Genomic DNA, 22,056 nt, shown 5'->3' on the forward strand with positions numbered 1-22,056 from the left:
GTTTGGCGTATAACTTTGCAGCCCTTACGGCATCAAATATTATGGACTATTCTGGGTAATGGCAGTGGGTATGTTGTGCGCAAGTCCTCGAACATTACTTCGCCCTTGTGACTTCTTCGGCTTAACCATCGACGCCATGCTTTCTCAGTATATTCAAACACAACTTCCAGCACTTTGTAGTTACTTATTACTCCAAAGTACTGGTAAAAACCTCGCAGTTTACTGCAAAGAATCTCATACTGCTCGGCCATTGGCTTATGACGGTTATCCTTGCACCATATCCATATTCTCTTCATAAAACGGCTTGAACGCTTTCTTGCCGTCTTTTTCTTTATTACCATGTACCCTTTTAATGATTTTGACCAGTAAAATGTAAACCCTAAAAAATCAAACGTCCCGTTTCCCTTTCCGCTAATGCGTTTGGAAAATCGAATCAGTTTTGTCTTTTCCGGGTGAAGTGACAGCTCGAACTGTTCGAACCGCCTGGGTAATACATCCATGACACGCAATGCGTCTTTTTCATACTCGAACCCGAGGATGAAATCATCCGCCCAGCGTATGATGGAGCATCTCCCTTTCATCCGGGGGATCACTTCTTTCACGTACCAGTCATCTAAAACATAATGAAGAAAGATATTACTGAGCACAGGGGAAATTACTCCTCCCTGTGGAGTGCCCGTTTCAGAGTACGTCAGGTTGCCTTCCTCCATTACGCCTGCATTCAACCACTTCCCTATCAGGCGAATCATTCCGCCGTCACTTACTCTCCGACGTATCATGTCTTTAAGTAACTCGTGATTAATATTGTCAAATAGTCCTGTAATATCTGCGCTTACTATCCAGCTGATATTCTGCTTCAAGCATTGCTCACGTAAATCTTTGATTGCCATGTGTTGGCTCCGACCTTTTCTGAATGCATGGGAAAAATTGTAAAAATTCCTGTCAAATATGACATTCAATATGGCTGCTGCTGCTTTCTGGACAATTTTATCCTCAAGTACAGGTATGCCAATTGGACGCTTTTTCCCTCCTTCCTTGTCTATCCAGATACGCTTTACAGGAGACGCAACGTACTGTCCTCTCCGCAGTCGTTCATACAGATTATAGAGGTTTTGATCAAGATTTTCGGCATACTCCTTTGCCGTAACCTTGTCCACTCCTGCAGATTTGCTTTTCCGAATTTTACGAAAGGATTGTTTCAGTAAATCAAAGTCTATCCGATGGACTACTGATGTAAATACCAGTTCAGGATTACTTTGAGCAAGCAGCTCGATTTTGATAAGGGATGACCCACCTGTTAACACCGGTGGTTGTCCCCATTCTATCGGTCTGGAATTGCAAGCGACCGTTCTTGCAATTTCTCGGCTTTTTGTTGATATGGTTTGTGACATCTGTGTATCTCCCATAATTCCTGCCAAAAAAACGTTATACCCTGCTTCACCTTCCCTGCAGTGGGTCGCTTGGGCATCACTTCCCCACCTTTCCGATCAAGATAGTTCAATTCTTAATCATCGGTACTATGATCTGCTAAGACTTCCGAATGTTTATCTCAGGTTCGTTCGCTCTTCGCTATCCTCCCCTGATACCTTGTATCGCCCATCTTTTAATGTTTGTGTTTCTGCCAATGGCAGACTCGTTGCAAGGCGGGACATTCCTATGCAACGCCGGGATTTCGCTTGCGCTGGATTTCCTGTTACCGTTCTTTTTACCCAAGGAAACATCCGGGTCTCCCAAGTTCCCGAGCTACCCCTTTGAGTACATGCCCTGGTCTAAGACCCCGGTGGTGTCCTGAATACTTGCCTTAGCATATTCAGGACTGCTGCCTTCCGCTGTCTCCAAAGCGTCGGCTTTTTCCTGCAAGCAGGATTATCACAATGACCACAACCATACATTTTTCGGGGCTCAATACAGAGCCTGCAATCTTGCTCCGTCCAGCTCCAGACTCCCGTTACCGGGTTTACCTGTGGACTTCGCTACTGACCTGCTGGTTAGTCTTTAGTCAGGTGGGACTATCTTAACATCAATGCCAGAGCAAGCCCTGCAGAGATGAAGGAAACAAACCGTTTCCCGAGCACCCACTTGGTAACAATATCGAGTTTCAAAGACCTTGTGTCTTATCCCAACGATTCGGATTTATCTTGGCACGAAAAGGGGTCGGGTTTTTCTCGTTGATACGATCGATAAAAATTACTCCCGGCTCACCGGACAGCCATGCAGAATAAATAATCATATCAAAAATTTTTTTTGCGGGCATTGATCCAACAGGATTGCCGGTACGCGGATTAACAAGGTCATACTCCGAATCTCTTTCAAGGGCGTCCATGAATTGTTCGGTTATGGCGACAGATACGTTAAAATTATTTAATGTGCATTGATCGGTTTTTGACTGTATAAATGCCTCGATGTCAGGATGATCCACCCGCAAAACTCCCATGTTGGCACCTCTGCGGGTCCCTCCCTGCTTAACAGTCTCGGTTGATATGTCGTAAACAGACATAAATGAGACCGGGCCGCTTGAAACACCTGCGGTTGATTTAACGAGATCATTGGCAGGTCGTATTTTTGAAAAGGAAAAACCTGTGCCCCCTCCGCTTTTGTGGATCAAGGCAGTATGTTTTAGAGTTTCAAATATACTATCCATTGAATCCTCTATGGGAAGTACAAAACATGCTGCCAGTTGTCCTAACCGGCGCCCGGCATTCATAAGGGTCGGCGAATTCGGCAAAAACCATATGTTCGACATTATTTTTAAAAATTTTTTTTCTGTTTTTTCTATATCCGCCTTATTATCAAAAATAGCATCTGCTACAGCTATAGCCTTTGCGACCCTTGCAAAAAGTTGAGAGGGTGTTTCGATAATTTTGCCATGGCTGTCTTTTTTGAAATACCTTTTTTCTAACACAGCCTTTGCATTTTGTGAAAGTGATATTGTCATTTTTTTACGGATTGCTGAAACCGAATTTTTCCTTTAATTTTTTTTCGACAAACGGATGCACCATATTACTGATGTCGCCGTTATAACGCGCAGCCTCCTTGATTATAGATGAACTTGTAAATATCCATCTTAATCCGGACATCAGAAAAACAGTCTGTATGTTCCTGTTAAGACTCCGGTTCATAAGCGCCATTTGGAACTCATACTCAAAATCTGATACAGCGCGCATTCCGCGTAAAATGGCATTTGCTTTCCTTTTAACCACATAATCGACAAGGAGCCCGTCAAAGGAGGCTATTTCAATATTTGTTACCTCTTCGAGGCTGATTTCCAGCATTGTTTTTCGTTCCTCAATTGTAAAAAAAGCCTTTTTTGAAGAATTACAAAGAATAGCAACTACTATTTTATCAAAAAGCCTTCGACCCCTCTTGATCATGTCTATGTGACCGTTAGTTACAGGATCGAATGAACCCGGGTATACAGCTATTCTCTTCATAAATTGATTTCTCCTTTCAAGAATATTGCAAAAAAGTAACCATGCTCTTTCCATATTTTCTTTGGTCTATGGTGATGAATGACTCAATCTCTTCCGGGATAAACTCCGAAACCGAATGTTCAACAATAATACATGCTTCTTTTTTCAATAAGCGGCTTTTTACAAGATTTTTCAGTGAAGGTTTAATAAAATTCCTGTTATAAGGAGGATCAATAAAAACAATATCGAAGCATGGCCTTATGGATTTTGTCCAATCTAATCTTTTTAACGCATTGCGCTTTATTATTGTAGTGCTATCCTCGATTCCGCAAGAGGTTATATTTTTTTTTATGACAGAACATGCACTTCTATTATTGTCGATAAACACCGCATATTCAGCATCCCGGCTTAAAGCTTCAATACCCATAGCCCCGGTGCCCGCAAAAAGATCGAGTACTACAGCTCCATGTATCCGAGTATAAAGAATATTAAATATCGCTTCACGCAACCGGTCTGCCGTAGGCCTTGTTACACTACCGCGCATAACTGCAAGCCTTCTTCCCTTGAGGTTGCCGCCTATTATTCTTAATGTCATTTATTATCTGAATTGAGCGGTTAGCTTTTAGCTGTTAGCTGTTAGCTGTTAGCTTAATGATTACAAGATGTTTTGCGATTACAAATTTTTACCCATTGGGTGTTATTTCTTACTGATGTAATACCTTGATTTTTCAAGGCTAACAGCTAATTGCTTAACTTAGATTATTATTTAGCTGTTATCGAATAAGGTATATCGGAAATATCTATTAAGTCACCATCAGTCATTATCACAAGCCGCTCAACAAGATTTTTCAGCTCCCTGACATTGCCAGGCCATGAATAAGCAGCTAATACCTCAATGGCCGCATTTGATATTCTTTTTTTTTTTGTGCGACTCTGCTCGGCACAAACATCAAGAAATATGCCGACCAGTTCCGGGATGTCATGAGAACGATCTCTAAGGGGCGGGACTTCCATGGGGATAACATTAAGACGGTAGTATAGATCTTCACGGAAGTTGCCCTTTTCAATCTCATTTTCAAGGTTTTTATTGCTGGCTGCTATTACTCTTACATCAATACTGAGTATTCTGCTGCTTCCCACACGCTGAATTTTTTGTTCCTGCAAAACTCGTAAGATTTTAGCTTGTGTCTTTAAGCTCATATCGCCTATTTCATCAAAGAATATTGTTCCATTGCCGGCCAGTTCGAATTTCCCCCTTTTTTTTGATGTTGCGCCCGTAAAGGCACCTTTTTCATGGCCGAAAAGTTCACTTTCTATCGATTCTTCCGGAATAGCCGCACAATTGACGTCAACCATGGGCTGTGCTGCACGTGAACTTAACTGGTGAATGGTACGGGCCACCAGTTCTTTACCGGTTCCGTTTTCTCCGGTTATAAATATCCAGGCATCGGTCGGCGCTGCAATCATTATCTGTTTTTTCAAGGCTTCTATGCATGGGCTGTTCCCGCTTATTGAAAATTTTTCTATTGTTTTTTTTCTTAAGAACCTGTTCTCCTCTTCAAGACGCCTGAAGTTTAATGCGTTGTTAATATTTACTATAACCTTATCTATGCTAAGGGGCTTTTCAATTAAATCGAATGCGCCAAGCTTGGTTGCTTTCACAGCCGTCTCTATTGTGCCGTGTCCTGTAATAATAATTACCGGAATAAAGGGATTGTCCTTTTTAATTTCTTTCAGCGTTTCAATACCATCAATACCCGGCATCCAAATATCAAGAAGAACAAGATCCGGAGATTCCGAGTCTATCACCTTTAAAGCTTCATATCCGTTAGAGGCCGTTAAAACATCAAAGCCTTCATCAGAGAGAAGTCCGCTTAAGGATTGTAATATGGAAGGCTCGTCATCAACAATTAAAATAGATGGAAACATAAAATTAATTCCTTTACAAAAATATTTATTTACGCCGGCAGTTCAATCACAAACTTAGCACCCCGGGGGTGATTATCCTGCACACGGATCATGCCATTATGATCAGAAATAATGGTGCTTACTATGGTAAGTCCTAAACCAATGCCGGCTTTTTTAGTCGAAAAATAGGGCTCAAACAGACGTGTCTTCTCTTCATCGGAAATACCATTTCCATTATCGGCTACCTCTAACCTGACCATCTTCAGGATAGGGTCATAGGTTAAAGTAATTCTTATTTCTCCTTTTCCCCTTACGGCAGCAACTGCATTGTCGACAAGGTTAATCATCGCCTGTTTTATTTGTTGTCTATCAAGGTTAAGTTTTGGTATATCATCAAAAATATTTATTTTAAAATCTATATATTCATGCCCCTCCCTGTATAGAGATATGGTCTCTTCAATAATGGGCTGGAACTCACAAATAGCTGGATTTGCAGTGGGAAATCTGGCAAAAATGGAAAATTCATTTACAAGGTTTTTTATCATTGCCACATTATCTACTATCATGGTGACGCATTCTTCAAATACAGGCTCATCTATCTTGTCTGCGTATCTCCTTTTAAGCCGTTGTGCAGAAAGGGCTATGGGGGTTAATGGGTTTTTTACCTCATGAGCGATTCTTCGGGCCACTTCGCGCCAGGCCATCATGCGTTGTGCTTTTTCCAGCTCCGTCAAATCATCAAAAACCATTACCTTCCCCATATGAATTCCGGCATCGCTTTTAATTGCGTAAACATGCACCATAAAACTACGCGGTCTTCCGTTTATGGTTAAACGTAATGGGAATTCGATGGAATCCCCGCGGGGATCTGCAATTTTTTCTATAATATTAACAGAATGATTTTGCTCAGCCTCCTTTAGCAGCTCTTTATAACTTTTACTTATAATTTCTTCAGATTGAATATTTAACATTTTTTCAGCCGATTTGTTGATGGAAGAGATCAAGCCGCCGGCGCCAAGAGTTATTACACCGGCGGAAATATTTTTTAAGACTATTTCCATGAACTGTCGTCTTTTCTCAATTTCAAGATTCTGCTCGCGCAGTTTGCTGGCTGAAAATTCCAACTGTTCCCTGCTCATTCTCAGGTCTCTTGTCATTTTGTTAAATGAATCAACCAAACTGCCTATTTCATCATCCGCAAATAGAGCTATTGTAAAGCTCAAATCACCTTCAGCAACCCTTCTGGTTCCTTCTGCAAGATCCATAATAGGTATTGTTATAGATTTTGCCATGTAAAAACCAAACCATACTGCGCAAAATACAACAAGCAGTGCTACTATAGAAAGCGCGATATAATAAGTAATCTGAACAGGCTTTTTTAAAAGTTTTATTTGTCTATATTCTTCGACACCTCTTGAAATATATGACATATTCTCTGCAAGAGCAGGTGGGATAAGGATTGCGACAACTATGTAACCTTGCACATCCTTTAAGTTAGATCCAAATGGCACTCTTCCTATTGTTCTGATTAATTCACCAGTATCGATTATTTCGGAAAACGAGCTGATTTCCTCAGAATCTATATATTTCTGGAGATTATTTCCGGAGATCTCTGTAATCTCCAATCCATTCAGTTCGTCGCCGATAGAATAGGTAATACGATTGAAATTTTTTTTATAGACTTCAACAGCTTGAAAATTAAAGGATTTTTGTACAACTTCAATATAATTTGAGAGAGCTTTTTTTAACGGCGGTTTTAGGAGGTTTCTTTTTTTTATCTGATATGAGATTCTTTTTAAAAAAAACCGATTATTTTCTTCAATGTGTTTGTATAGATGCCGGCCAACGTTCAGTGAGTTTTCAAGCGACTGTTCAATCGGAACGTTAAACCAAAATTCAATACTGGTGGTAATAAAATTAATGGAAAAGAAAAAAAGAACAATGGTAGGCAGAAGTGTCAGGGATATAAATGCCACCACAAGTCTGGTGCGTAACTTTGCACCCATCACTTTGCTTTTCCTGTCATAAATAAGTTTTACCAAGTTTCTGAAAACAAGAAATATCAACAAGATAAGCAACAACAGATTGATGTTTATCAGAATAAACATCAGGATTGTGTTTGAAATAGGAAAATCGACTCCAAAATGTATTATCCTGTTTTCAACATAAGTTAAAAGCGCAACGATAGTAATTATTATAATAATAAGAACAAATTCACGTTTACGTCTTTTTCGCTCTTCATCAGATATGACAGGTTTTTTTATTTTGGATCTGGTAATCTTCATAATTATGGCAGAAATGATGTTGAGACCTTTGCAAAACGCCCCTTTTTGCAAAGGTCTCATGTTAATTTTAATAGATAAAATCTATTGTATGCCATTCAGTTTCAAAGTCCCACATAGCGACAAAAAAAAGTACATAATGCAGATAAAAAGGGAGGGTCATCTTCATCAGTTCGGCTTTGGATCTTATTTGATACTGTTTGCCTTTTTTCAAACGGTTAAGCGGAATCAAGATAAAATTATCAATTTCGGACATTAATTTTTGAGCTTTTTCAAAGGTTTTGGTAACTATAGGTGTCCCTGATTCCAGTGACCGAGTAATTGTATATTCTTTCGTCATATTGTTGTATTTAATAGAATGAGTTATTTTTTTTTCAGTAACTTTTTTGTCGGGCCAGAGATTTCTAACTTCATATAGTGTTATAAAAAAAGAAAAAGAGACAGGCACGCCACTGATAATTGCCTTCTCCATTTTTTCCGTGAAGGCTCCCTCGGTTTTACAATAGATTATCAGGTTGTCGCGTGTATTGCTGACAACCAGATCGGTCAGTTTTGCTTCCTGACCCACGGCCGGAGCGTTAAAAAAAAATATAATGCTGCACAGGACTGCCAAGGTTTGCTTATGAATTAATTTTATCATTTATAACAGACAGGTATATGTTGCTGAATCTGGAAAACAATTCATTTGTGCGCTACTTTGTTGGTAGCCCAGCCAGAGATGTTTTTTAAGGGATTGTGCAAGTTTCCCAAAATGTTTTTTCAGTAAAAAATTTTTTCAAAAAAGCATGATTGAAAGCATGTCCTGCCTTATGTAGCACAACATGCCCCAGGATCGGCATTCCAAGAAGAGAAAAATCTCCGATGCAATCAAGAATCTTATGTCTTACGAATTCATCCTTAAAACGTAGACCTTTTTCATTAACAATATTATCTTTATCTATTACAATAACATTATTCAGGGAGCACCCGGCAGCCAGACCGTAATGTTTCATATATTCATATTCATGCAAAAAACCGAAAGTCCTGGCGCTTGCTATTTCTTGCCCGAAGCTCCGATCATTAATATCGATTGAATATGTCTGTGTATTTATCAATGGGTGATCATAAACTATAGTATATGTTATTTTATAAGATGAAGCAGGATATATGCTTACGGATTTACCGTCTTTTTCTAATTTAATAGGCTCTTTTACTATAAAAAAAGATCTTGGAGCGCCCTGATTTTTAATCCCTGTTTTTTGTATTAAAGTAGTGAAGGGACCAGCACTGCCATCCATAATAGGGACTTCGTAAGAATCAATTTCAACAAGGGCATTATCTATAGACAAGCCTGCCAGGCTCGCCATAAGATGCTCAATGGTAGAAACTATAAACCCTTCATGCCCAATTACAGTGGCCAGGCTTGTATCCACCACCATGTTAAATGTTGCCGATATGCATGGATTGTCAGGAAGATCTATTCTTTTAAATTTTATGCCGTAATTAACCGGAGCCGGTTTAATGGTTATGTTAACAGTTTTGCCGGAATGAACACCTATGCCGGAACAAGCTATCGGGTTCTCAACGGTTCTCTGTTCAGTATATAATATCATTAAAATATATATCTGTTTCGAGATCTTTGCAAAATATCCCTATTGAGCATTTTTTCAAAGTCTCATTTATAGATTATTGTAAAAAGAAATAGCTACTTTTTTGATATCTTTTATGGTAAAAATAATTGAATAGCAAGGGAAATTACTTTTATAATACGGCAACGTCACAAACCCATTGAATGCAGATTAAGATATAGATTTTCAGATAATTACCCAATTTTAAAATTTGGTTTAAAATTTGACACAAGTATATAGAAAAAACTGGAGGAAGCGTACTGGGAGTACGCTTCCTCCAGTTTTTTACCGATAATGCATTGAAATTATTTATCTGAAAATCTATAGATGGATGAATGTAAGGAACGTGAAGGAAGTAATTTCCACATCTTATCCTAAAATGTAAAAAAATCGTAAAAACTTATTTACATGGGAATACACGAAAATCGATCTTTAACCAACAAGATCCGAATGTACAAGGCCATATCCATGCTCGCCATGCAGTGACTTGTCAAGCCCTTCCATTTCTTTCTGTTCATCTATCCTGAAACCTACACTCTTTTCGACAATAAAATAGATTACCAATGTGCCGACAGCAGCCAGTGCTATGGTTGCCCCTATGCCCTGAAGCTGTATCAGGAACTGATCCACTGCCGACCATTTGCCCCCTGCTGCTTCAGCCGCACTCCGCATCCAGCTTGGACGGATAAAAAAGAACAAAAGAAGAACTACCAGGCCGCTGCTTATACCGTGTATTCCAAAATAATCCAGACTGTCATCATAACCGAATTTTATTTTTGCCTGAAGCGCATAATAACAGAGAATAGATGATAACGCTCCTAAAAGTATGGCGCCGGCAGGCTGCACGACACCTGCGGCAGGAGTAATTACAACCAGACCTGCCAGTATGCCGGAAACAAAACCCAGGGAGGTCGCTTTGCGGAATATGAAGTACCAGGGCTGTGGAAGTGAGCATCCATGCTGTTGCTCCTGAATCGATTATATATGCTCCATTTTATATCGCATTTTTGCCTTTTTCTCCGGTTCGCACTCTCAGGACATCTTCAACCGGAAGAATAAAAATTTTTCCATCCCCGATTTTTCCTGTGTTTGCCGCTTTTTGAATTGTCTCCACAACCTGGTCTGCAGCAGGAGCATCGACTATTATTTCAATTTTAATTTTAGGTATAAAATCGACCACATATTCGGCTCCTCTATAAATCTCCTTGTGACCTTTCTGTCTGCCGTAACCTTTTACTTCGGATATGGTCATACCCTGTATGCCAATCTCATTCAGAGCCTCTTTTACATCATCAAGTTTGAAAGGTTTTATAATAGCTTCAACCTTCTTCATTATTGTTCCTCCTGATTAATAATATCTAAAAGCAATTTTAAAATTAAAATGTTATTTCAAATGCTCTCTCTCCGTGAATTGAATTATCAAGGCCTTCTATTTCACTATCCTTATCGACTCTAAGGCCTCCGGTTAAAAAGCGAGTTACATAGATTACTATAATTGTGCCGACAGCTGTAAAGGCGGCTGTGGCTGCGATAGAAATAATTTGAATCCATAGCTGTTTTGGATTTCCATAAAACAATCCGGATGCACCTTCGGTAATAGCAGGGTTGACAAAAAGCCCGGTTGCCAAGGCGCCCCAGGCGCCGCACATGCCATGCACCCCGAATGCATCGAGTGAATCATCATAACCGAGCCTGTGTTTGAGAATTACAACAGAATAAAAACCGAACACTCCGGCAACCAGACCTATTATCAAAGCGGCCGATAGATTCACAAATCCGGCGGCCGGCGTTATTGCAACAAGTCCTGCCACGACTCCGGATGCAATACCCAGCACCCTGGGCTTTTTTGTATGACACCATTCTGCGAACATCCACGCAAGGGCTCCAATAGCTGCCGAGGTATTGGTTACCAGAAAAGCGGAAGCCGCTATCCCGTCAGCGGCTAGTGCGCTGCCTGCGTTAAATCCGAACCAGCCGAACCATAAAAGCGCAGCGCCAAGTGCCGTCAAGGTTACGCTGGACGGGAACATGGCTTCTTTACCATAGCCTATACGTTTTCCTATAACTATGGCAAGGACAAGGCCTGCAACACCTGCGTTTATGTGGACAACAGTTCCTCCTGCAAAATAGAGAGCACCCAGAGTGCCCATCCATCCTCCACCCCATACCCAATGTGCTACGGGACAATATATAAAAGTTATCCATAAAATTGTAAAGATAATCCATGCTGAAAATTTCATCCGGTCGACTATGGAACCAAGCACGAGGGCTACGGTGATGCACGCAAATGTCATCTGAAACAGGATAAATGTATAAGCAGGAATAGAGCCTTCAAGGCTGTCAAAGCCTCCTATAAGGCCAGCTTTATCCGAACCGAATGAAAGCGTATAACCCCACATCACCCAGATGATACTTGCCAGGCAATATGCAACAAAAGTCATTGCAATGGTGTTTAAAAGGTTTTTATACTTTGACATGCCACCATAAAAAAGAGCAAGACCGGCCGGCGTCATAACCATTACAAGCGCTGTGGAGACAAACATCCATGAAGTATCCCCGGTGTTTAACACATCCTTTTCGGCAAAAGCCGAAGAAAAAGGGATCAGTGTTGCAATAGCTGCTAAAAACATACTTCTAAATTTCATTGTTTTTTATTCCTCCTTAGGAACGGGGACGAAATAACTTCCACAAGTAGGCGCACAGATTTAGGTTAGGTTTGTTCGATCTAAAAGTATAAAAGTTGCAGGAATAGCAAGCTATTTCAAGATTTTTATACTTTTATATCGGGCAAAGATGGCCTGAAGCTGTGATGTATAGTTGGGGAAGTTATTTCGTCCTCGTTCCTTATTTAGTTCCCGAACGAAAACTCCATTAATCAAAATAAAACAGTGTTAAGTGGTGTATTTCTTAAAACTTAAAATCTGATTATACATTCGGTAGCATTTCTTCTATGGCCTTTTTTATACTTTCCATCTGAACGGGTGAGTCGATCTTTAATCCGTCAAAATCCCTTACATAGAAAATATCAACCACCTGATCCACGTTTGTGGCGATTTTAGCTATCCATATATCGAGACCGCTCTTGAAGAGAGCATTTGTGATGCCGAATAACAATCCGGTGAAATCATAAGTAAAAACCTCGATGATTGTATAAAAACTTGAGCTTTTATTATCGATTATTATTTTATTGGGCCTGTTGAGCATACCGTTAGATTTTTTTAGCATTTCAGAACGATTTTCATCCATTTTCGCATTCAGCCTGTTTGTAAAATCGCTTTTGCCGGATAATTCATAGCCCAGGTCTTTTTTGGCTTTCTCCCATTTTTCATTTTCAAAAATCTTATCCAGAGGCGCTGTTACCTTGAAAATATCTATCGCTGTATTATTACGCCATGTGTATACTTGGGCATCAAGAATATTCAAATCGTTTAAAGTAAATATCCCGGCAATCTTTGAAAACAAACCGGGCCGGTCTTTGGCGCAAGTCGTTACTGTTCTTGTATCAGGGTCCCCGGGCTTTTTTATATCCCAAACAAAATCAGCTTCCTCCATGCTTTTGTAAAGACGCACATGCTCCAGGATATCTTCGGCAGGCGTATATAGCCTATATCTGGGCGACATGACATTGTACAGATCACCAAGCCATTCTATTTCAGTCTCCTTTGAGGCTGAAGAGAGCAACTCTTCTTTTTTTCGGGTCACAATCTCCACGGCTTCATTTGTTGCAAGCTCACCTTTTTGAAGTATGTTTATCGTCTTAATAAAAAAACTTCTTAAAAGTGATGCCGTCCATTCGTTCCAAGCTTTCGGCCCTGTAGAAATCGAATCTGCAACAGTGAGCAGGTACAGCATTTTCAAACGCTCCTCATCCTGTATCTTTCGCCCGCATAATATAGCAGTCTCTTCATCATAAATATCTCTTCGGGTCGCTGTTTGGACAAGAAGCAGATGTTCTTCAATTAAAAAAGAGATTGTTTCAATGCCCTCTTTGTTGTAGCCGATTCGATTAAGAATTCCATGTGCAATGGCCACCCCTCTTTTAGCATGCCCGCCTCCGGTTTCACTCTTGCCTATATCGTGCAGCAGGGCGGCCCAAAGGAGCAATCTGGGATTCTTTAGTTCAGAGTATATCTCCGTACATAACGTATCATTGGTCGGATCTTCATTCTTCCCGAACTTTTTAATTGTCTGGACAACCCGCAAGGAGTGCTTGTCCACAGGGTAAAGATGATATTCGTCGTACTGTATTCTATTAATTATTCCATTTATTTCAGGCAGATAGTGCGATAAAAAACCAGTGTTAAGCATTTCATTCAATACGTTGAATGTGGGCGCATATGTTATTAATATTCTTTCAAATGATTTTAAAGCGGAAGGGGAAGTCCTGAAGTCAGCATCAACCAGATAGCCGAATTCCTTGATAAACCGTTTTGCCTCAGGGTTTATGGGAATTTTAAGACGCGCACTCTCTTCAAAAATTTTTATTAAAAGAATGGGCGAATTGAGAATAGCCTCCGGGTAAGAGAAATGAAGCCTGTCACGTATAATTTCCAGGCCTTCAATTTTTGCCCGGGTTTTTGTGGTTTTTTTTCTTTTTGGCCTTTTTGTATATCCCAATTCATACAGGAACATCAAATGCTGCTGTTTAATAAGTTCCATATGTCCATGCAGCTCACTTAAAAATAGCTCAACCGGCTGTTGCCCGTTGAGCTTGCTGAAATTTAAAAGACCGGCGATTTTTAGCTGATATTCAAAATGCAGTTGATTATTTTTTCGATCTGACAGATAATGAAGCCAGTTTCTAACTATCCATATAAATGAAAGAGCTTCTCTTTGGGCCTGAAATTCGTCATAAGACAAAAAACCATAACGTTCCATATCTCTTGCCTCTTTTAAATCCGTTTTTATTTTGGCAGTCCAGAGCATGGTATGATAATCTCTTAACCCTCCCTGTCCCTCCTTTAGATTAGGTTCGAGAAGGTAGGTTGAGTCGCCAAAACGCATATGTCTGGCCTGGTTGCTTTCGATGAGCCAGGTTGTTATTTTTTTAGATTTTTTTACAATGATTTTGTTTTTTAGCTGAATCTGCAGTTCTGAATAAAGATTCGACATGCCGCATATAAATCTTGCATCCAGAAGCGAAGTTAAAACCTCAAAATTTTGTCCGGAGAGTGTCAGGCAATCCTTTATAGTTCTGGTGGCATGGCCTATATCAAGACCGGCATCCCACAAAGGATACAGGATTTCCCTGATCAGTTCCTCAGCCCTTTCAGGTATCTTTTTATTGAAAAGTAAAAGAAGGTCAACGTCCGAATGTATGGACTGCTCTTGACGTCCGTAGCCTCCAATGGCCAATATGGCATAAGGATTTTTATTGATGCTCATGCTGGGGCCGACCATGCTTTTTTTAAAGCATTCGCAGAAGTAATCATCAAGAAGATCTGAATGCTTGTTAAGAAAATATGGTTCATTGCCCTTTAAAAAATTTGCAATGAGCTGCTTTTTTTTTTTTTTAAAGTCTTTTTGAATCGTAAACATTTAAATTCTTTTTATTTTTTTGTATCAATTCAGGCATATGAAAAAAGGATAAGCATGCGCAGCCACCAATTGTATCTGCGGCAACATGCCCTGATTTTTATTTGAATGAATCGCAATAGCCGTGCCAATACAAATAAGAGTATTAACTTACATCAATTCAATTATAGCGTGTCCCGTAAATCTTGATACTCGTAGAAAGCAACTTGTGACGCATGTTTACTGCCAAAAATCTGTATAAACAGTATCAAGATTTACAGTATGCACTATAGTTCTCAATATTTGTCCTGAATATAAACTTAAAAAAGTTACAAGTTTGTCACATAAAATGATATTAAGTTGCATATTTATATTTCCTTAAATAGATAAGCGCCCTATTTTATAGAAGACCGGCGGGGAAAATTGGTAAAAAAATAAAATACAATAATGTAATTTATTTAATACACATATTACATAAACGTATATATTTAAAAAATTTTTACGAGCTCCATATATATTTTTTATTGCAATATCAAATAGATATCTACAATAGTCCTTTTGGCGCGTTTACTGCAACATTTTTTTACTTTATTGTAAAATTTAATTTTTTGCATATCAGTAATTGTAATTAACTTATGGAGGATTTTTATGAAACCGGAAGAAGTTTTGAAGATGGCCAAGGAAAACGGTGCGAAGGTTTTTGATATACGCTTTATGGATTTTCCAGGCATATGGCAACATTTTACGGTTCCCATGTGTGAACTGAATGAATCGAACTTTGAAGACGGTTATGGCTTTGACGGATCGAGTATCCGCGGCTGGCAGCCGATCGACGATAGCGATATGCTCGTGATCCCTGACCCGACGACCGCCAAAATGGATCCTTTTTTTGATGAACCCACATTAGTAATGATAGGCAACATAGCAGACCCGATTACACGAGAACCTTATACACGGGATCCACGCAATATTGCAAAAAAGGCTGAAATATACCTGAAAAGCACCGGAATAGGAGATACGGCATATTTCGGCCCGGAGGCTGAATTTTTTATATTTGACAACGTCCGTTTTGAATCCGGAAGAAACGTTTCATACTATGAAGTCGATTCAATAGAGGGGAACTGGAATACCGCAAGAGACGAGGCTCCTAATCTAGGTTATAAACCCAGACATAAAGAAGGCTATTTTCCGGTACCTCCACTGGACAAGTTTCAAAATCTTCGAACCGAGATGCTTTTAACCCTGGAACAGCTCGGGATAGACGTAGAATGCCAGCACCATGAAGTTGCTACTGCCGGTCAGGGTGAGATAGATATGAGATTCAAACCACTGGTCCAGATGGGGGACCAGCTGGTATGGTTTAAATATGTATTAAAAAATGTTGCCTATCAACACGGTCATTCCGTCACTTTTATGCCTAAACCGATCTTTGAGGATAACGGCACGGGGATGCATACCCATATTAGTCTCTGGAAAGATGGCAAGCCGCTCTTTGCCGGGGATAAATATGCAGGCGTATCCCAGGAAGCCCTATATGGCATTGGCGGAATCCTTAAGCACTGCAAATCACTCTGTGCTATTACAAATCCGACCACAAACTCCTACAAAAGACTTGTGCCGGGCTTTGAGGCCCCTGTAAATCTGGCCTATTCAAGTCGTAACAGAAGCGCTGCGGTACGGATACCGATGTACTCAAGTGCACCAGCGTCTAAACGTCTGGAATTCCGAACTCCGGATCCATCCTGTAACGGTTACATGGCGTTTTCAGCGATTCTCATGGCTGTATTAGACGGTATTGAAAACAAAATCGACCCAGGTGATCCGTTAGATAAAAATATATATGATCTGCCCCCTGAAGAGCTTGCAAAGGTTGAATCAGCGCCTGCTTCGTTAGATGAGGCCCTTGCTGCACTGGATGAGGACTGCGAATACCTGTTGAAAGGTGATGTCTTTACAAAGGACGTTATTGAAAAATGGATAGAATATAAAACTACAAACGAGGTCGATGCCGTTAGACTGCGCCCGCATCCACATGAGTTTTATCTCTATTATGATATATAATAATTTTTGAAAAGGACGCAAAAAGCAATGTAGGGGTTCAAAATTTTGAACCCCTACTGGAACATGCGCTCTTTGCGGTGAAATTATGTATGTGACGGTCTATAGCTGGCTAAGGGCTTTATTCTTTCCAGTACCGGCGGGTGCGAATAATTCAGAAAAACGTAAAAAGGGTGAGGTGTTAAATTGGAAAGATTATAAACGGATAATTTTTTTAAAGCATTAATCATAGAGTCGATATTTTCATTTGTTTCTACCGCAAACCTGTCAGCTTCATTTTCATTTTTCCTCGAAATATACTGCGTGAATATTCCGGTAAAAAAACCTATCGGAGAATATAACATTCCAAAAAAAATCAATCCTGCATATACAGATTTTTCCTTTATATAAAATGCATCAAAAAGAGGCTGATAAGATATAAATATTGACAATAGAAAAAATATTATACCAATCTGCATTGTACTTATAATAATATTTTTTAATATATGTTTCTTTTTGTAATGTCCCATTTCATGTGCAAGTATAGATACAAGTTCCGAAACCGAGTGCTGTTCAACAAGAGTGTCAAATAATACAATTCTTTTATTATTACCGAATCCGGTAAAAAAAGCATTCGATTTGCCTGAACGCTTTGATCCATCCATAATAAAAATTTTTTTAAGAGGAAAATCTATCTTTTTGGAATAAGAGACTATAGAATCTTTTAGTTCTCCGTCCTCTATCTCTTTAAATTTGTTGAATAAAGGCATAATATAAGTTGGCGCTATAAATTGAACAGATAAAATAAAAACTACAACAGCCACCCAGCAATATAGCCATGAATAATCTCCTGCGTATTGAAAAAAAAGTAGTATTCCGGCAATCAGGGGCGCTCCTAAAAGTATGGAGATAATAACTCCTTTGATTAAATCCATAATAAATGTCTTCCATCCTGTTTTGTTAAATCCGAATTTTTCTTCAATAACAAAAGTTGAATATATAGAAAATGGCAAACCTAAAAGAGACTTGAATAAAATTAGTATTCCCATATATATAAGACCGGTCGCGACAGGATTTAAATCGAAAGATCTGACAATATTATCAAGAAAAAGAAAACCTTTTCCAAACCAAAAAACAAGAATGGTGATCAAGTCAAAGAAAGAAGTCGCCCACCCGAATTTAGTATTTGTTTTAAGATATTCCTGTGATTTTTTGTAATCTTTTTCATCATATATCCCGACAAATTCATCGGGAATTTTGTTGCTTAACATTTTAAGGTTTAACAGATCTGCAAAACCGTGAAGCAAACAATCTGTTATTATGGCAACTATAACGATATAACCTATTAAATTCATATATTTTCATAGTGCCCTAAGAGGGTATGGACACTTCCTATGAGTTGTTGCTTCCAAGTTTTTATGTTTACAATTTAAAATTTATTTTTTAATCTTTTTTTAATTCTTTTTCAATGTTAAGATATCCAGATATCTTTAACACATGATTTATAAATTTTCATATAATTAATTTCACAAGGTTTTTAGCGATAATACAGTAAAATTATTTACGTGGAAATCTGTAGGAGGCTGCATGAAGAAACCTGTGCATATAGGAAGCTTTATAAATGAGGTGCTTTTCTCTTGTCGAAGTGAGATTGAAAACGGAATTTTTGAGATTTGGGATATGTGGGCAAATCTCGTCGGCGAAGTGATTGCAAAAGATTCCAAGCCTGCTGCATTTAGAAAAAAAATATTAATTGTGCACGTATCGGATTCGGCATGGATCCAGCAATTACAATTTTTGAAAAAAGATATTATTAAATCGATAAATGATTTTTTCGGTAAAAGACTGGTTGAAGATATAAATTTTAGAATAGGCCCGGTATAGATGACCGACGACATTACTACCGGTTCCTTTTATGATGGCCATATTACAATTAAACAGTATAGAGACGGTTATCGTTTTTCAATAGATGCAGTCTTGCTGGCTGGTTTTGTTCGACCGGAAAGAGGTGACCGAATAGTGGATCTGGGTACAGGATGCGGCATTATTCCGTTGATATTGACTGATAGTTATCCTGACATCAAAGTATATGGAATAGAAGTTCAGGAACAACTGGCCAAGCTGGCTGATTTAAATATCAAAGAGAACCGGATGGAGAATCAGGTTGCCATTTTATGTTCTGATATGAAAGATTTGAAAATAAATATGATATCCGGCCCTGCTGATATAGTTGTTAGTAATCCTCCCTACAGAAAGGTCGACTCCGGAAGGATAAATCCTGATCGGCAGAAGGCCGTGGCAAGGCATGAAATAAAAGCTACCTTAAACGATTTGATAAAAACCGCAGATCGTTTTCTGAATATTTCAGGAAAATTTTTTGTAGTATATCCTGCTGAACGTATGGTCGATATGTTGACTGTAATGAGATCATACGATATTGAACCAAAATATATCAGGATGGTGCATTCAAAAGGTCATGAGCAGGCCAAACTTATTCTTCTGAAAGGCATTAAAGGAAGCCGCCCGGGAATAATAACAGGCCCACCTTTAGTAATTTATCAAAATAACGGTAAATATACTGCTGAGATAACTGGTCTTTATAACTATAAGATGCGCGATTTTATAGATTTTAAAACAGTTAGGGAACTTACAGAAAATAATCTACGCATCCTGTTTGCCCTTTTGTTCGTCTTCTACGTTGCGGTAACAGTTGTATAGTTCACTATGCAACTGTTACCACGCCTTGAAGACGAACAAAAATTCTGCACGATATGCGTAGATTATTTCCTTCCAGTTCCCTTAATTTCACTGAATTATCGGTCAAAGCCTTTGGTTGACGTATTATCATAGGGATGAGAGTCTATGCTTAAAAAAAAAATCACATCTATTACCCACTGCGGTCGTGAAATCACAGTTCAGGAGCTTGAGGATATAAAGGAAACCGTTAGTATGTTCCAGCGGTTAAGCCGTGTAGAGTTGGCGCAGACAATAGCGGAAAACCTGCAATGGTATAGAGCATCAGGAACCAACAAGGTGGATGCCAGTCTTAAGTTATTGGAAAAACTGGAGTCCCAGGGTTTTTTAAAACTTCCTGAAAAGCGGATAAAATCCAAATATACAATTAAAAAAAAAATTTTAATAACCGACAAAACAGGGCCCCAGCCTGAAATATCTTGCAACCTCAAGGAGTTATGTCCAGTTAAACTGGAGATTGTAAAAGATAAAGATGTTGCAGCGCTATGGAAAGAATATGTATCACGTTATCATTACCTGGGATACAATAGGCCCTTTGGGTATACGCTGCGATATTTTATTACAAGCGAGCTTGGTAGATTAGGTTGTATCCTATTTTCCGGTGCAGCAAAATCCATGGGTACAAGGGACAGTTGGATAGGCTGGACGGAAAAGCAACGTTTGAACAATCTGGCCTGGGTCATTAATAATTCGCGGTTTTTGATTTTTCCATGGGTACGGGTTCAAAATCTTGCCAGCCATGTATTTGGTCAAATCAACCGACAAATAAGTACACACTGGCAAGAGAATTGGGGGTATTCTCCGGTATTAATGGAGACTTTTGTAGATCCGATTCATTATCAAGGCACCTGTTACAATGCGGCCAATTGGCAATACTTGGGGCTGACAACCGGCCAGGGTCTTGTTCGAAAGGGCAAGAGCTACAGCACCACACCCAAGAAAATATTAGTAAAACCGCTGGCAAAAAATTTTCGTGATATACTTTGTTCGGAAAAACTTGTTGGGAGAATGATATGAGCAACCTCAGCAGACCTCCAAATCGCGAAGATATCAAGAAGCATAGATCGGCTTGATGGTTTCAAGACAGAATAGAATTCGTTTAATTCTTATTGACATTAACCGGCAAAATGAATACGGATGTTTCAGTTATGCTATCGAAGAATAATGGAGACAAGGAATATCAATATGGGGAGGCCTGAATTAAAAGAGCATATAATTAACCGGGACTGGTGTAAAGGATGCGGTATATGTGTACATTTCTGCCCGAAAAATGTTTTGGAGCTTGATTCTGATGCAAAGGTTTCTGCAGCCAGACCGGACGATTGTATATGTTGCAGACTTTGTGAATTAAGGTGCCCCGACCTTGCTATTGAAGTGAAAAAGGTTAATTTTAATGAAAGGGAAGATAAAATTCGTTCAGGGTAATGAGGCCTGTGTGGAGGCAGCTATGTACGCGGGGCTTGATTTTTTTGCAGGTTACCCGATCACGCCTTCCACAGAGATCGCCGAGCATCTCTCTTACAGACTTCCTCAACAAGGTGGCAAATTTTTGCAAATGGAGGATGAAATTGCGTCCATGTGCGCAATAATAGGTGCATCTTTGACCGGCCATAAAGTGATGACCGCCACCAGTGGGCCCGGTTTTTCCCTGATGCAGGAGGCTTTGGGCTATGCTGTAATGGCGGAAATCCCTGCTGTAATAGTCAATGTCCAGAGGGGAGGCCCTTCCACAGGCAATCCCACCCATGTCAGTCAGGGGGATGTTAATCAAGCACGCTGGGGCACTCACGGCGACCACGCCATTATTACTCTCACAGCTTCCAGCCATCAGGATCTGTTTGGTATCACTGTTGATGCCTTTAATATGGCCGAAACTTACAGAACGCCTGTTATACTTCTACTAGATGAAGTTATCGGTCACATGCGGGAAAAACTTGTGGTACCTGAAGATGGAGAAATTCCACTTGTTAAAAGGCTGAGAACATCTCTAAAAGAAGGCGTGGACTATCATCCTTATTTCCCAAGGGAAGACGGCCGGATTCCCATGTCGGACTTTGGAGGGGTCCACCGCTACAATGTTACCGGGCTCTATCATGATATGTGGGGCTTTCCGTCAGACAACCCAAGGCTGGTTCATGATCTCATCAGGCATCTTGTTGATAAAATACAGAATGACAGGCATGTTATAACCAGGTGCAATAAATATCACCTTGACGATGCCAGAACTATTTTGATTGCTTATGGTTCTGCAGCAAGATCAGCCCATCATGTAGTGGAAACAAGCAGGCGCGAGGGGCAGCGCGTGGGCCTTTTGGAACTTAAGACTTTATGGCCGTTTCCACACGGGCTTGTTAGGGAAAAATGCGCCAAAGCAAGAACTATTATTGTTGTTGAGATGAATATGGGGCAGGTTCTTGCCGGAGTAAAACAAGCGGTGGATAATCCTGAATCCGTATTTCTGGCAAATCGTATCGACGGGGTTCTTATAAAACCGGTTGATATAACCGGAATAATGCGTATCATCCAGGGCCGGGGAGTATAATT

Annotated in this window: 19 protein-coding genes; 6 read left to right on the forward strand and 13 right to left on the reverse strand. The window is 39.7% G+C overall.

What is annotated here, in order from left to right; all coding sequences use genetic code 11:
* Positions 1–32: 32 nt before the first annotated feature.
* From ltrA to glnD, 12 genes are all read right to left on the reverse strand, one after another.
* Positions 33–1,406, reverse strand: a complete 1,374-nt coding sequence (ltrA, locus tag BuS5_RS13350) for a group II intron reverse transcriptase/maturase (protein WP_036019348.1) — start codon at positions 1,404–1,406, stop codon at positions 33–35.
* Between the two features lie 692 nt (positions 1,407–2,098).
* Complete coding sequence (locus BuS5_RS13355; RefSeq protein ID WP_027354064.1) at positions 2,099–2,935, reverse strand: ribonucleotide reductase N-terminal alpha domain-containing protein; 837 nt, start codon at positions 2,933–2,935, stop codon at positions 2,099–2,101.
* A gap of 4 nt (positions 2,936–2,939) precedes the next feature.
* Positions 2,940–3,431, reverse strand: coding sequence for a pantetheine-phosphate adenylyltransferase (coaD, locus tag BuS5_RS13360; protein ID WP_027354063.1), 492 nt, complete (start codon positions 3,429–3,431; stop codon positions 2,940–2,942).
* A gap of 16 nt (positions 3,432–3,447) precedes the next feature.
* A complete protein-coding gene (rsmD, locus tag BuS5_RS13365; protein ID WP_027354062.1) occupies positions 3,448–4,005 on the reverse strand; it encodes a 16S rRNA (guanine(966)-N(2))-methyltransferase RsmD in 558 nt (185 codons plus the stop codon).
* A 167-nt stretch (positions 4,006–4,172) separates the two neighbouring features.
* Positions 4,173–5,339: a sigma-54-dependent transcriptional regulator gene (locus tag BuS5_RS13370; protein ID WP_084445986.1), complete on the reverse strand. Its 1,167-nt coding sequence runs from the start codon at positions 5,337–5,339 to the stop codon at positions 4,173–4,175.
* 29 nt (positions 5,340–5,368) lie between these two features.
* A complete protein-coding gene (locus tag BuS5_RS13375; protein ID WP_035265519.1) occupies positions 5,369–7,603 on the reverse strand; it encodes a sensor histidine kinase in 2,235 nt (744 codons plus the stop codon).
* Positions 7,604–7,670: 67 nt separating this feature from the next.
* Positions 7,671–8,240: a DUF4390 domain-containing protein gene (locus BuS5_RS13380; protein ID WP_035265505.1), complete on the reverse strand. Its 570-nt coding sequence runs from the start codon at positions 8,238–8,240 to the stop codon at positions 7,671–7,673.
* A gap of 85 nt (positions 8,241–8,325) precedes the next feature.
* On the reverse strand, positions 8,326–9,192 hold the full coding sequence (lpxC, locus tag BuS5_RS13385; RefSeq protein ID WP_027354059.1) for a UDP-3-O-acyl-N-acetylglucosamine deacetylase: 867 nt from the start codon (positions 9,190–9,192) through the stop codon (positions 8,326–8,328).
* A 447-nt stretch (positions 9,193–9,639) separates the two neighbouring features.
* Positions 9,640–10,182 carry an ammonium transporter gene (locus BuS5_RS13390; RefSeq protein WP_084445983.1) on the reverse strand — a complete coding sequence of 181 codons (543 nt, stop codon included), beginning with the start codon at positions 10,180–10,182 and terminating at the stop codon, positions 9,640–9,642.
* 19 nt (positions 10,183–10,201) lie between these two features.
* Complete coding sequence (locus BuS5_RS13395) at positions 10,202–10,540, reverse strand: P-II family nitrogen regulator (RefSeq protein ID WP_027354057.1); 339 nt, start codon at positions 10,538–10,540, stop codon at positions 10,202–10,204.
* 43 nt (positions 10,541–10,583) lie between these two features.
* A complete protein-coding gene (locus BuS5_RS13400) occupies positions 10,584–11,852 on the reverse strand; it encodes an ammonium transporter (RefSeq protein WP_027354056.1) in 1,269 nt (422 codons plus the stop codon).
* Positions 11,853–12,132: 280 nt separating this feature from the next.
* A complete protein-coding gene (glnD, locus tag BuS5_RS13405; protein WP_027354055.1) occupies positions 12,133–14,745 on the reverse strand; it encodes a [protein-PII] uridylyltransferase in 2,613 nt (870 codons plus the stop codon).
* Between the two features lie 624 nt (positions 14,746–15,369).
* Between glnD and glnA the strand changes: the two genes are divergently transcribed.
* Complete coding sequence (glnA, locus tag BuS5_RS13410) at positions 15,370–16,782, forward strand: type I glutamate--ammonia ligase (RefSeq protein WP_027354054.1); 1,413 nt, start codon at positions 15,370–15,372, stop codon at positions 16,780–16,782.
* An 83-nt stretch (positions 16,783–16,865) separates the two neighbouring features.
* On the opposite strand, the gene BuS5_RS13415 is transcribed toward glnA, so the two are convergent.
* Positions 16,866–18,113 (reverse strand): M48 family metallopeptidase, encoded by a 1,248-nt coding sequence (locus BuS5_RS13415; RefSeq protein ID WP_035265503.1) that lies wholly within the window; start codon positions 18,111–18,113, stop codon positions 16,866–16,868.
* Positions 18,114–18,345: 232 nt separating this feature from the next.
* Here BuS5_RS13415 and BuS5_RS13420 point away from each other — a divergent pair, with 232 nt between their 5' ends.
* The 5 genes from BuS5_RS13420 to BuS5_RS13440 all read left to right on the forward strand — a co-directional run bounded on the left by BuS5_RS13420 (position 18,346) and on the right by BuS5_RS13440 (position 22,054).
* On the forward strand, positions 18,346–18,642 hold the full coding sequence (locus BuS5_RS13420) for a DUF721 domain-containing protein (protein ID WP_051374803.1): 297 nt from the start codon (positions 18,346–18,348) through the stop codon (positions 18,640–18,642).
* A complete protein-coding gene (locus BuS5_RS13425; protein WP_051374802.1) occupies positions 18,643–19,476 on the forward strand; it encodes a tRNA1(Val) (adenine(37)-N6)-methyltransferase in 834 nt (277 codons plus the stop codon). It abuts the gene before it with no gap.
* Positions 19,477–19,620: 144 nt separating this feature from the next.
* The gene (locus BuS5_RS13430; protein WP_035265501.1) at positions 19,621–20,529 is read left to right on the forward strand and encodes a DUF4338 domain-containing protein; all 909 of its coding nucleotides are present in this window, start codon (positions 19,621–19,623) and stop codon (positions 20,527–20,529) included.
* A gap of 168 nt (positions 20,530–20,697) precedes the next feature.
* Positions 20,698–20,937: a 4Fe-4S dicluster domain-containing protein gene (locus tag BuS5_RS13435; protein ID WP_027354052.1), complete on the forward strand. Its 240-nt coding sequence runs from the start codon at positions 20,698–20,700 to the stop codon at positions 20,935–20,937.
* Positions 20,906–22,054 carry a 2-oxoacid:acceptor oxidoreductase subunit alpha gene (locus BuS5_RS13440; RefSeq protein WP_027354051.1) on the forward strand — a complete coding sequence of 383 codons (1,149 nt, stop codon included), beginning with the start codon at positions 20,906–20,908 and terminating at the stop codon, positions 22,052–22,054. The genes BuS5_RS13435 and BuS5_RS13440 overlap by 32 nt, the downstream gene beginning before the upstream one ends.
* Positions 22,055–22,056: the final 2 nt, after the last annotated feature.

Source organism: Desulfosarcina sp. BuS5 (genome assembly GCF_028752835.1).
GTDB lineage: Bacteria > Desulfobacterota > Desulfobacteria > Desulfobacterales > BuS5 > BuS5.